This is a genomic window from Parasedimentitalea maritima, from assembly GCF_005771405.1.
Taxonomy (GTDB): Bacteria; Pseudomonadota; Alphaproteobacteria; order Rhodobacterales; family Rhodobacteraceae; genus Parasedimentitalea; species Parasedimentitalea maritima.
Window position 1 is genome coordinate 190462 of the sequence record NZ_VAUA01000002.1, and the last position, 13135, is coordinate 203596.

General features: G+C 54.5%; 10 protein-coding genes. 1 reads left to right on the top strand and 9 read right to left on the bottom strand.

What is annotated here, in order from left to right; all coding sequences use genetic code 11:
- Positions 1 to 59: 59 nt before the first annotated feature.
- Positions 60 to 968: a LysR family transcriptional regulator gene (locus tag FEE96_RS04630; protein WP_138161849.1), complete on the top strand. Its 909-nt coding sequence runs from the start codon at positions 60 to 62 to the stop codon at positions 966 to 968.
- Between the two features lie 33 nt (positions 969 to 1001).
- Here FEE96_RS04630 and FEE96_RS04635 read toward each other — a convergent pair whose 3' ends face one another.
- The 9 genes from FEE96_RS04635 to murB form a co-directional block, all read right to left on the bottom strand.
- Positions 1002 to 2690 carry a chloride channel protein gene (locus FEE96_RS04635; protein ID WP_138161850.1) on the bottom strand — a complete coding sequence of 563 codons (1689 nt, stop codon included), beginning with the start codon at positions 2688 to 2690 and terminating at the stop codon, positions 1002 to 1004.
- 95 nt (positions 2691 to 2785) lie between these two features.
- Positions 2786 to 4438 (bottom strand): DNA repair protein RecN, encoded by a 1653-nt coding sequence (gene recN, locus FEE96_RS04640; protein WP_138161851.1) that lies wholly within the window; start codon positions 4436 to 4438, stop codon positions 2786 to 2788.
- Positions 4439 to 4478: 40 nt separating this feature from the next.
- The gene (locus FEE96_RS04645) at positions 4479 to 5324 is read right to left on the bottom strand and encodes an outer membrane protein assembly factor BamD (RefSeq protein WP_138161852.1); all 846 of its coding nucleotides are present in this window, start codon (positions 5322 to 5324) and stop codon (positions 4479 to 4481) included.
- A gap of 240 nt (positions 5325 to 5564) precedes the next feature.
- Positions 5565 to 6500, bottom strand: a complete 936-nt coding sequence (lpxC, locus tag FEE96_RS04650) for a UDP-3-O-acyl-N-acetylglucosamine deacetylase (protein WP_138161853.1) — start codon at positions 6498 to 6500, stop codon at positions 5565 to 5567.
- A 231-nt stretch (positions 6501 to 6731) separates the two neighbouring features.
- Positions 6732 to 8336 (bottom strand): cell division protein FtsZ, encoded by a 1605-nt coding sequence (gene ftsZ, locus FEE96_RS04655; protein WP_138161854.1) that lies wholly within the window; start codon positions 8334 to 8336, stop codon positions 6732 to 6734.
- A 385-nt stretch (positions 8337 to 8721) separates the two neighbouring features.
- On the bottom strand, positions 8722 to 10056 hold the full coding sequence (gene ftsA, locus FEE96_RS04660) for a cell division protein FtsA (RefSeq protein ID WP_138161855.1): 1335 nt from the start codon (positions 10054 to 10056) through the stop codon (positions 8722 to 8724).
- A gap of 5 nt (positions 10057 to 10061) precedes the next feature.
- Entirely contained in the window at positions 10062 to 10952 is an 891-nt protein-coding gene (locus FEE96_RS04665; RefSeq protein WP_138161856.1) for a cell division protein FtsQ/DivIB, read from the bottom strand.
- Positions 10940 to 11875, bottom strand: a complete 936-nt coding sequence (locus FEE96_RS04670; RefSeq protein ID WP_138161857.1) for a D-alanine--D-alanine ligase — start codon at positions 11873 to 11875, stop codon at positions 10940 to 10942. Before FEE96_RS04670 ends, FEE96_RS04665 begins: the two co-directional genes overlap by 13 nt.
- Positions 11876 to 12156: 281 nt before the next feature.
- Complete coding sequence (gene murB, locus FEE96_RS04675; protein WP_138162143.1) at positions 12157 to 13080, bottom strand: UDP-N-acetylmuramate dehydrogenase; 924 nt, start codon at positions 13078 to 13080, stop codon at positions 12157 to 12159.
- Positions 13081 to 13135 lie beyond the last annotated feature (55 nt).

Here is a 13135-nt window from a genome sequence, read left to right on the forward strand (position 1 = left end):
TCCGTCTTTATCATGAGGCTAGCTTACTCATTTTAGCAATCGAAAGAAAAAATTAACCTATGCAAGATGTCGATATATCACAGATCAATGGTAGGGTTTTACGCATCTTTCTCGCTGTTTTCGATAATGTATCGGTCAGCAAGGCGGCGCATCAACTGGACATCAGTCAATCCACGGTGAGCCATAGCATCGAAAAACTGCGCGTTATTTTGGGTGACAGCCTGTTCATTCAAGCCGGCAGAGGCATCATTCCCAGTGCCCATGCTGAGTTGATGGCCCCGAAAGTGCGGGGCTTACTTGCGGAAATGGAAGCCCTTGTCGACATGGGGGACTATAACCCGCACACAGACACAGAGCCTTTCTCTATTGCAGCCAATGGTAGCACATTGGCCCATGAGGTCTCGCGAATCAGAGATGCGATATGGCAGCAAGTACCTGACAAAACAGTGATTTTTCGCGAACTTGGGTCACGAACAAACGTCGAGACGGTGCTCGACAACGCCAGCACAAACATTGCCATCACTGTGCGTCCAGCCAAGTATCCACTTAGTCTGAACCATACACCGTTGTCATCCAGTAAGATGGTCGTTTTTTATGACGCTTCGGTTTCGGAGCCAGTCCACACAGTTTCGGACTATTGCAATGCCCGTCACGCAGCATTGGATTTTGGTGGGAGTGGCAAGAGCGAGTTGGCGCTGTCACTAGAAGACAGAGGCCTGAAACGACGTATTTCCTGCATGGTACCCAATGTCTGGTTGCTGGCTGAGATGGTGCGCGGTTCTGACATGATTGCGACATTACCATCACAGTTGGGGCAGTCTGCTTTTTCTGGATTGCAATCTTGTCCAATTCCGTTGCCGCAGGCTGATCTCCATTTTGATCTGGTTTGGCATCGGCGTTATGATAATTCCGCCCGCCTGAAATGGCTGCGCGGTGTAATCTGCGACGCTATTAAATCTTCGGATTAATCTTGAATTGAACCAGTCAGACCTTACCTGTGGCTAGCTGTGTTCTTCAGCTGCAGCCGCGGCCAGTGCTCGATTGTAAGCCTTTAACGCATCAATGTGATACAGAGCGCCAAGAATTTCTGGATCGCTATCCTCATCGTTGCGCACAACCACGGGCAAATATGCGATATCTGCGCGGTCAAAAATCGGCATAGCTGCTTCAAGACTGGCGGCAGCTACAATACACAGCCCCTGATCAATTAGCGCCGCACAGTCCTCAGATGTTGCACAGCGCGGATCACCCAGGGGCCGCATCACGGCCCCTGCCCGGATCAGCGCCAATACGTAAGCCTGCGGCCCAGCCGCGCAGTGGATTTCACGCTTTGACAGCTGGGTCAGAAAAAACGACCGATCCACTAGCCGCGAGGCGAGTGCGGTGGACATCGACACAGCCACCATTACCGCCAACCCAATTTGCCAGTCACCAGTGAGCTCAAAAACGATCAGGGTTGTTGAAATTGGCGCGCCAAGTACAGCCGCCGCAACCGCTCCCATGCCAGCAAAGGCATAAAGCGTATGCGTACCTGAAACATCTGGCAGCACCGATGTGGCAATCAGCCCAAAGGCCAGTCCGGTCAATGCCCCGATCATTAGAGCGGGTGAAAACACTCCGCCGCCCATACGGCCACCCATGGTGACAGCCACCGCCGCGGTTTTGAATATGGCGAACAGAATTGCCTGCCATAGCAGCAGGCTGCCAGTTAGCGCTAAGACTGTCGTTTCATATCCAACGCCAATTATATGGGGGAACCAGATTGCCATCAGCCCCAGCAATGCTCCCGCTGCGGTTGGACGCAGCCAGCGAGGCAAGTGCAAATGATCCTGGACAAAACCAGCAAGCGCATCAGCCCAGAAAATAGATCTCATCAACACCACAGCCACCAGGCCGCAAATGGTCCCCAAGATTAGAAACGCAGGTAATTCTACATAGAATTGCAAAGCGCCTGGCGTCACCAGATCAAATTCTGTGACATCGCCATAAGCCAGTCGGTTGATCACCGTACCAGCGACTGAGGCGATCACAATTGGGGCAAAGGCATGAACCGCAAAATGTCGCAGAACCACTTCAAGCGCGAATAGTGCACCCGCAATTGGAGCATTGAAACTTGCCGACACGGCTGCCGCTACGGCACATCCCAGCAAATCTCGCCCTGTAAGGCCATCGGCCTGAATGCGATTGCTGACCCAGGTTGATATGACAGCTGCGAGATGAACCACTGGTCCCTCGCGACCGGTGGATCCACCGGTACTGAGCGTTAAGAACGAGGCCAGCGCAGAGGCCAACCCCTCCTTCACTTCAACGCGCCCGTCCCTCAGGGCCGAGCCCTCGATCACATCAGCCACAGAACGCACCCGCCCATCAGGCGTAAAATTGTGCAGGATCACCCCAACCACCAGACCACCAAGTGCGGGGATTAACAAAACCCAATACCACTCCAGAGATTCCGCGAAAGTATGTAGAAAAAGAACATCGTCTGCCCCGTAAACCCAGGCCTGCAGCGCGGTAATACCCATGCGAAAGAATAAGGCGGCAAACCCACCAGCAATACCAATCATCAAAGCGATGAACCAGAACTGCACCTGACTGGGGCCACGGTGCCGCAGCACACGCCAACCATCGCGCAGCGCCGCACGTACCAACGCCCGCTGGGTCAACATAAGAGAGCGAGTGGTTTTTTTCATTGCCTGCCTTTGGTCCGGTCCCAATCTGTTTAGAACAGAGTGACGTTACAAAAAAGACAGTTAATTTTTGTAACACGCTCAGAAGATTGTCTCTGCTAGCTTGCCAACAGAGAGCGCGCCGCTGCGCGGGCCTCCTCCGTAATCGTATCGCCAGAAACCATCCGAGCTATTTCATCAACGCGCGCATCACTGTCCAGAGGCACCACTGTGGAGAGTGTCAAATCATTGACAACCTGCTTTTGCACCCGCCAATGATAGGCGCCTTGCGCCGCAACTTGGGGGGAATGGGTGACCACCAGAACTTGCCCGCCTTCGGCCAGCGCCGACAGGCGGCGGCCCACTGCATCAGCGGTCGCCCCGCCAACACCACGATCGATCTCATCAAAGATCAGTGTCTGACCACTGTCATCCCCGTGCAAACACACTTTGAGCGCCAGCAGAAAACGGCTCAGTTCACCACCCGAGGCAATTTTGTTTAGTGGTCCAGCAGGTGCACCCGGGTTCGTGGCCACTGTAAATGCAACGACATCTCGACCTTCGGGGCCCGGTTCTGCTATATCGAACATTGTCTGGAATACAGCGCGTTCCATTTTGAGAGGTGCCAATTCTGCCATCACTGCGGCATCTAGAGACCCGGCGCGTTGCTGACGTTTCGCGCTGAGCGACGTTGCGGCTACCTCGTAATCTGCCTCGGCCGCCAATAGTGTGGCTTCTTGATCAGCTAAATCTTTGTCACCCGCATCCAATGCCGCCAGTTTGACCCGCAATGTCTCACCATATGCGCTCAACTCATCGGCCAGCACGTCGTGTTTGCGAGCAAGTGCGCGAATGGCAAATAACCGTTCTTCACACTCTTCCAGTTCGGATGGATTGAACTCCAGCCCACTTAGAACACGGCCGACACCATCCTGTGCTTCGCCCAATTCCAACATGGCTCGGCTTAGCGCTGCTAACGGTGCGTCCAAGTCAGCTGCATCGCTGCCACTGACCGATTCCAGCCAGCGTTGTGCTTCGCCCATCGCACTTTCAGCACCTTCGGTCAGGAAACCATGTGCGCGGGCAACATCGCCGCGGATACGTTCTGCTCCTTGCATCTGTCGCCGCTGCACGTCCAACGCAGCATCTTCACCGGGTTGAGGGTTCAGTTGATCCAACTCAGCAACAGCGTGACGCAGGAATTCTTCTTCGGCTCTGACTTCATCTAGGGCGGCGCGGGTTGCATTCACCGCATTGCGGGCCTTGGCCATCGCGGTCCAGGTTTTACGGGTGTTCGCTAAAAGAGCGCCCACACCAGCAAACTCGTCCAGCATTGAACGATGGCCCTTTGGATTCAGTAGACCGCGGTCATCATGTTGGCCGTGCAGCTCCACTAGTGTGGCAGAAAGCGCCCGCAATACCTCGCCTGAACATCGCCGATCATTAACCCAGGCGGTCTTACGCCCTTCAGAGGTATTGACACGGCGTAGGATCAGTTCGCCGTCTTCACAGGGTGGCCACCCGGCTTCGGCCAACACTGAATGGGCTGCATGCCCGTCATTCAAATCAAACTCCGCAACCACTTCGCCCTGCTTGGCGCCCTGACGCACCAACTCCGCACGCCCCCGCCAGCCTAGAACAAAGCCCAACGAATCAAGCAAGATGGACTTGCCTGCCCCGGTTTCGCCGGTCAGCACATTTAGGCCGGGCTGAAATCCCAGTTCTAGGTGATCAATGATCAGAATATCTCGAATATCAAGTGCGCGCAGCATTACCGCTATCCGTGAGGTGGGGACGCGGCCCCACCCTTCCTTAGAGCCATTGCCCTTTAATCGACTGACGGTAGATTTGGCTCAGCCAGTTGTTTCCACGGTCCTTCATCTTCAGCCCATTGGCCGTTAGCAATTTGTAGCTGTCTTCATACCATTCAGTGGAACGATAGTTATGGCCCAAGATAGCCCCAGCGGACTGCGCTTCAGCCGTTAAGCCCAGGGATAGATAGGCCTCTACCAGACGGTGCAGAGCTTCCGGTGTGTTGCTGGTGGTTTGGAAATCTTCGACCACAACCCTGAACCGGTTGATCGCAGATGAATAGTGGCCCTTGCGTAGATAGTAGCGACCGATTTCCATTTCCTTGCCCGCCAAGTGATCGAATGCCAGGTCAAATTTTAAAATGGCGGAGTTGGCATATTCACTATCAGGATAGACTTCGATCACTGTCCGCAACGCCTGCAATGCCTGAAACGTCAGCCCTTGATCGCGGCCAACTTCATCAATTTGGTCGTAATAGCTTAGGGCTAGCAGGTATTGAGCATAGGCGGCGTCTTCATCGGTTGGATAGAAATCAATAAACCGTTGCGCAGCACCGCGGCTGTTTTCATAGTCTTTACCCTGATGAAAGGTAAAAGCCTGCATGATCAGAGCTCGCTGCGACCACGAAGAATACGGGTAAAGTCGTTCAATTTCCGAAAAGTAATACGCTGCGTCAATGGTCCGGTTACGGGACAATTCAAACTCGCCTCGCTCAAAAATCTGTTCCGGCGTGAACGCTTCCAGATTAACTGACCGGTCTCCTTCACGGCCATTGCCGCAGCTGACAAGAGCAGTCAATAGAAGAACTACACCGATGGCTTTGAACCCTGCCCTGATGCCGACCATATTCGCCTAACCTCACCGTATTCACTTGCGGGTGTTCACCCCGGTTATGCAGGGTCTAGCACATTCATCAGAGGTGCAAAATGCCTTTAACCCATTTTCGCATTCACATGGCAAAGAAAGCAGCGCCCCGTCAAGTGCAGGCAGTACTTCAAACCACGACAGACTTACCTAAAGCAGAAAAAAGAGCTCGCGCCGACTGGCCGAGCTCTGCGATTCTCAACACCAACGCTGTGGCGGATGTTAGGCGACGCGCGCAACCTCGGTCGGAATTTCCGACCAAATCAAACCCTGGCCAGGCAAACGCATGGCCATGGCCAAATCGCAGGTGACCTCACGCACGGCCCCCGGAGTGGCAAACAGTTCACGTAGCAGAGTGTTGGTTAGCGCATGACCTGCCCGTTCACCGACATAATGGCCAATCAGAGGGCCGCCTGCTAAAGCCAGATCACCAAGTGCATCAAGCATTTTGTGCCGTACGGGCTCGTCCTCATGGCGAAGACCCGTGCCGCTTTCGACAGTCTTTCCGTCAAACACAATGGCGTTTTCACCAGGAACACCGCCAAGTGCCAAGCCATTGGCCTGCATTGTTTCAACATCTGAGCGGCTGCAGAAGGTGCGACTGTCGCAAAGCTCACGAGCAAAGGCGCCATTACGCAGATCCAAAGACTTGCTCTGTCGTCCAATGGCTTCGTCCGTGAAGTCAATATGGAATTCGATCCGGGTACGATCCGATGGCAGCAAGGTTGCCTTAGCGCCGTTGTGCTCGACAGTTATTGGTTTCAACACTTCGTAAGCGACGACCGGGTCTGTGAGCCGATGCAGTCCCTGCTTCATGATGCCGCGTACAAAGGGGGCAGATGATCCGTCAACAATCGGGACCTCTGGGCCGTCAAGTTCTACCAACGCATTATGGACACCACATCCAGCCAGCGCAGCCATGATGTGTTCTACAGTGGAGACAACCACGCCCGCTTCGTTGACCAAACGAGTACAAAGAGCCGTGCGTTCCACCATATCCCACCGTGCAGGAATGATCGTGTTGCCCAATTCGATATCAGTGCGCTGAAAGCTGATGCCATGTCCCGCTGGCGCAGGACGTAGAATCATTTTCACGGGTAAGCCTGAATGCAGGCCAACGCCGTCAAATGTCACCGATGTCTTGAGCGTATTTTGCACTCTGTGCCTCGTAGCATCATGTCCAGCCTCACGAGCTGTGTTGAGCCAGAGTTAATGTGTCGAAGAAAAAGCCACAACTCAATCTTTGTAACGGATTGAAACATCACTGTAACAGATCGGCAGAACACCGCTTAACATTTATTAACACTTTGGATTCAAACGAAAAAGGGCCGCCATAAGGCGACCCCAATACAGTGACAAGTGACCGATACAGCGCAACAGTTAACTGTATCAGTTGGCCTGGCGGCGCAAGAACGCTGGAATTTCGATCCGTTCTTGCTCAGGATTAACTGCTTGCTGCGGTGCTGGTGCCTGCTGCACAGCTGGTTGCTGAACGGCTGGCTGTTGACGAGGTTGGGTAGTGGCCGGTGTGTCACCCGCTTGACCGGTCATCCGGTGAATCAGTGAATTAAGACCAAACCCAGCGCGTTGCTTAGCAGGATTTTCGCCAGTATCGCCGGTTGCCGCAAGGGCGGAAACCCGTTGGGCAGCAGCCTGCAAACGCACGATGGCTTCTGGTGAGGGAGTTCCTGGTGCTGGAGCTTTCGGAGCGACAAAGCTTTCAGCCGCTGCCTCGGCAACCTCAGCCTGAGGTTGGAACTCAGCGACCTGTGGCTGATATGCAGGCATTGGAAGGCCATCTTCGGTCGCCAATTCAGGTTCTTCAAAGACCTCTTCAGCATGCTCCTGAACAGCCGCGGCTTCACCTTCCAAACCCTCGAACAATGAAGGCTCCGAGGCGGCAACTGCAGGCACTTCAACAGGTGTATTCAGCTCAAGTGGAGCCGGACGCTGTTCTTCTGCGCTGACGGTTTGCTTCAGTGGAGCTGACATGGGGCGGCGCGGAACCGGTGCGTCATGGCGCACTTCAACTGCGTCGATACCAGTGGCAACAACGGAAACCCGCATTTTGCCTTCCATAGCTGTATCCAATGTCGAACCGACAATGATATTGGCCTCTGGGTCGACTTCTTCGCGAATGCGATTGGCGGCTTCGTCCAGCTCAAACAATGTCAGGTCATGCGCACCGGTGATATTGATAAGAACGCCTTTGGCGCCGCGCAGGCTGATTTCGTCCAGCAGCGGGTTGGCAATGGCTTTCTCGGCAGCTTCAACAGCGCGTGTTTCGCCGTCGGCCTCGCCTGTACCCATCATCGCCTTGCCCATCTCGTCCATTACGGCACGAACATCGGCAAAGTCGAGGTTGATCAGGCCGGGACGAACCATCAGGTCGGTCACGCCTTTAACACCTTGATACAGAACATCGTCTGCCATCGAGAAGGCTTCGGTGAATGTGGTTTTCTCATTCGCCAACCGGAACAAGTTCTGGTTGGGGATGATGATCAGAGTATCGACGACCTTTTGCAGGGCTTCGACGCCCTCTTCGGCCTGGCGCATCCGCTTGGCGCCTTCGAATTGGAATGGTTTGGTGACGACACCAACGGTCAGAACACCCAGCTCACGGGCAGCCTGTGCGATGATCGGGGCTGCACCTGTACCGGTGCCGCCACCCATACCAGCAGTGATAAAGCACATGTGCGCGCCTGCCAGATGATCAACAATTTGTTCGATACTTTCTTCGGCAGCGGCAGAACCAACCGAGGGGCGCGCACCGGCGCCCAGACCTTCGGTTACTTTCACGCCCAGCTGAACCCGGCTTTTGGAGGCACTTTGTTGGAGCGCCTGCGCATCGGTGTTAGCCACCACAAAATCGACGCCGTCCAGCTCTTTTTCGATCATGTTGTTGACTGCATTGCCGCCAGCGCCGCCGACGCCGAATACGGTGATCCGTGGCTTCAGTTCTTCCTGCCCGGGCATTGAAAGGTTCAATGTCATGCTCTGTCCGCCTGTATTATGCACCTCTATCCGAGGCATTATTATTGTCTGTCCATCTTGACTCTACCGCGTGATCTGCCTTGCGTCACCAAAAAAACGCCCACTTCCCCACAAAATATGGCCACAATTGACTTTTGGTCCGCGATATTTCGCCGACTGTGACATATTTCGCGATTTTTCAGAAGACACACACAAGCACACATATTGACCCCGCAAATAGCAGAATCACTAAAAACTGGCACTCGTTCATTTACGTGCAAACCACTGCTCGGCCTGCGGGATCCGCCGCTTTGTGCGGCTGGTTAATAGCTGCCTAACGTTTCTTTCACTTTTTGTCACCCGACATTCCGTCGCAGTTGGGCGGAATTATCGGGCTGACCATGTCTTACCAGTTGTCCTTGAACCAACGAACCGCACGCCGAATTGATCCGCCCGACTGGCGATCATTTGGCATATCGAAATCCCACCATTCATCTTGAGGGTTGGCGGCAAACAAGCTTAGCCCAACCGCGCTAGAAAACCCCGGTCCAGTGGCCGATTGTGGCAGCCCGTGAACCCGAAGAGGTCGACCCAAGCGCACCTGTTGACCCAGAATGCGACTGGCCAAACCGTCCAGCCCCATAATCTGGCTTGATCCTCCCGTTAGAACGATCTGCTGACTAGGGAGCTGGTCAAATCCGGCGGCATCTAAACGCGCGCGTACTTCTTCCAGTATTTCTTCGACCCGAGGGCGCATGATACCAATAAGTTCGGCTCGCGACACTGTACGACGGTCATGCTCCCAATCACCAGTATCACCGCCGATATCGATCATATCCCGGTCATCTGCGCCTGTTGCGTGAACGCCACCACAAAAGGTCTTGATCCGTTCAGCCGCAGCCGTTGGCACACCCAATCCCATGGAAATGTCACTGGTAACGTGGTCGCCACCCATGCGCACGGCATCGGTGTAAATCATGTGTTTCTTCATGAAAACCGACACCGAAGTCGATCCGCCGCCCATATCGACGCAGGCTGCACCCAATTCCTGTTCGTCTTCTACCAGTGCTGATATTCCCGATGCATAGGCCGAGCTGGCGATTCCAGCCAGCTCCAGATCGCAACGTTTTATACAGCGCACCAGGTTCTGAACTGCAGCCGCATCTACTGTCAGCATATGCATATCAACTGCCAATGACTGGCCAAGTTGTCCGCGGGGATCACTCAGCCCAGACCGGTTGTCGAGCGCAAAGTTCACGGGTTGTGCATGTAGCACTTCGCGACCCTGACCATATTCCGGCACATCGCAAGCCGCCAGTACCCGGGCAACTTCGTTTTCTGTGACCACCTGCCCTTGCAAATCTACCTGCGCATCCAAACCGTAAGACCTGGGATTTGCACCGGAAAAACAAGCGATCACGTGGTCGACCCGAACTTCGGCCATCTTTTGTGCAGCTTGCACAGCTGTACGAATGGCACGCTCAGTTTCCTGCATCGCCGTAATTTCGCCAAACTGCACACCGCGCGACCGCGTAGTCGCCGCGCCAATAACCCTGAACCCGGACTGACCAGCTAATGATCCAATGGAGTTGTCTTCGCTCAACCGGCTGCTGCCGTCAAAACGCAAGACCAGACATGCGATTTTGGAACTGCCAACATCCAACACGGCAACCACGCCACGTTGCATTGATTGACGACGCATCTGCCGCATGGCCCGCTGTGATTGATAAAGATCCGTCATGCCGACTACCCGCCTTCGTTCATCTGTCTGATCCGCCACCATTCCTGCACGGCAGTTTCGTTCATTCTTACAGTTGCGCGCGCTGCAAGCCGCATATCCACCGCAGCGATGTCCCGTTCAAGCAAATCACGCACTTCACTCACGGCAATCACACGCTCAAGCGCGGAAGCCGGGTTCTTAGCAGGCAGCATAATACGCTGGCCACGGTCCAGCACGACGTCCCAGCGCCGCTCGCCAACGCGAACCAATCCCCGCAGACGTTGCCCCAATGGTCGCGCTACAGAATAGAGTTGCATAGCCTCTTCAACATGGGCATCTGCGCCATTGCCAGCTATGAGTGGCAAGTCTGAATGCAGTGACCGGTGACCCAACTCGGCCACATGAGCGCCTGTTTCATCCAGTAAGGCTAGGCCCTGATGGTTGCGCCAAACGAGAGCAGGCTCGCGCTCGATCACGTCGACCTGCAACACTCCACCGGATCGGATCCGCACGGTTGCGGATTTCACGGGATCCAATGTAACAATTACGTCACGTATCAGATCAACATCTAAGTCAAATGAGCTGACCGGGAACCGCAGCGATGCAACTTCGCGAATATCGTCCGCCAAATCACCACCAGCACCATCAATCGCAATCATATTGACCATGAACTCCGGCCGGTTGCGGATCGTTTGGCGCATCTCAGCGACAAAACTTCTGAGAGCGTCGCGGCGTACTTCATTGGCCATGTAGGCGCTACCCAACACAGCAACCAAACAAAAAGGAACGCCAATTCGTAGCCCCAACCGAATTCCCGGCGTCAACATCCAGCGCTGCATCCGGTATTTCAACTTTGAGGGGGCGGGGTCTTGCTTAATTTCCGCGGTCTTACGGCGCCAGAAAATCAACGATCGCATGTCGCATCCTCCACCATCCAACGGCAAAGCGCGCCAAAACTCAGACCACAATGCGCGGCTTGTTCGGGACTCAGAGAAGTAGGTGTCATGCCTGGCTGGGTGTTGGTCTCAAGAAGGATCAGCCCAGAAGCGCCGCGGTTTTCGTCCCAGCGAAAGTCGGTGCGGCTAACGCCACGACAGCCAAGTGCTCGATGTGCTCGCAGCGCGTAATCGAGACATAGGTCGAAAATCTCTTGCGGCAGATCTGCCGGCAACACATGGCGCGAGCCGCCAGGTTGGTACTTGGCGTCATAATCATACCAGCCATCTGTCAGTATATCAGTTACAGTCAGTGCACCTGGATCGGCATCACCTGCCCCCACTACAGTTGCCGTAAGTTCACGACCCGGTGCAAATGTCTCCGCCATGACCAGATCCGGCATATCATCTGCCAACTGTGGCGGTCCGTTTGCAACCTCGTGAACCAAATAAATTCCGACACTGGAGCCTTCGTTGTTTGGCTTGATCACATAGGGCGGCGCCATCACATGGGCAGCCATCACCGAAGCCTTATCGACCAGCTGGCTTTCAACCACCGGCAACCCCGCAGCACGAAACACTTCTTTGCTACGTTGCTTGTCCATCGCCAACGCCGAGGCCAACACTCCGGAGTGCGTATAAGGCAAGCCTAGCCATTCAAGGATCCCCTGCACACATCCGTCTTCGCCCCAGCGTCCGTGCAGGGCGTTGAAAACCACGTCCGGTTTGATGTCTTGCAAACGCGCAGCAAGGTCTGGACCGGCGTCCACCTCTACCACTTCATACCCTTCACCCCGCAGTGCGGTGACGCATTCACGCCCGCTGGATAAGGAAACCTCGCGTTCAGCCGAGGGCCCACCCATCAATACCGCCACTTTCCGGAGTGTCCCGCTCGACTTACCCACGTCAAATGCCTCAATATACACAGGGCTTTGCGCCCCTTTGGTTATTAGAACCCTTAAGGGTCCGTTTTTTAAGGCGATTGTTCGCCCTTGTTATTTTTGGCGTTTCCGCCAGCTGTCCCAGAAGCCATCCAGCCCCTACGCCATCTTACCAACACAGGTATTACCGACCTATTAACGTTGGGTTTACCATGTTTACCAATGACCTGTTTTTTTGAATGCCATCCCTAAAAGGGTTCCTGTTTGGCATCCACTTAAGTGTCTACAGGGCATAAGTTTTTTGATTATTCTGACTGCGGCTCACCGATCCGCATGATTTCCCACATTAGCGTTATCCCGCTTGATGCGTAAACCTTTTTTCGCACCTCTTCCCCCAATCCCTCAAGATCTGCGGCAGTTGCGCCACCCTTGTTGATCAAAAAATTGGAGTGTTTCTCACTCATTTGCGCTCCACCACGCGAAGCGCCGCGCATTCCGGCGTCATCAATCACCTTCCAGGCCTTCAAATCGTGAACATCATCCGACTTACCAGTGGATGAAAAACCTGCAGGATTTCGAAAAGTTGATCCAGCGCTGCGGTCCTTGGTCGGCTGTGTTTTGTCGCGCGTTTCCAGTTGCTGCTTCATCCGCGTATGTAAATCAGCGGCATCACCCAACCCGGCACGCAGTGTTGCGGACACCAGGACAGCTCCTTCGGGCAATTGGGTTTGCCGGTACTGAAAACTCAGGTCATCCGCTGAAATTTCACAGATTTCGCCGTCGCGGGTCACCATCGTTGCAGATACAAAAACATCTGCCACATAGCTGCCATAACAGCCTGCATTCATCCGCACCGCTCCACCGATCGCCCCTGGAATAGTGCGCAAAAATGTCAGGTCCAGCCCGGCGTCCGCTGCTTTACGTGCGACGTGAGCATCCAATGCTGCTGCACCTGCAGTCACAAGATCCCCATCCACCTCGATACTGTTAAAGCCGCGTCCCAACCGGATCACCACAGCCCGAATCCCACCATCACGTACGATCAGATTAGATCCAACCCCCATGGGAAACACTGGCACCGTCGGATCCAGCTGTTTTAGAAATAGCGCCAGATCCTCAATATCCGCAGGTTGGAACAAGTAGTCAGCCGCCCCGCCAACCCGCAGCCAAGTCAATTCCGACAGGTTGCGATTTGGAGTCAAACGCCCTCGGATACCGTCCATGTTCATGTCACCTGCCCCTTGATGTAGTTCTTTGCGCATATAGCCCCTAACACCGGAACAG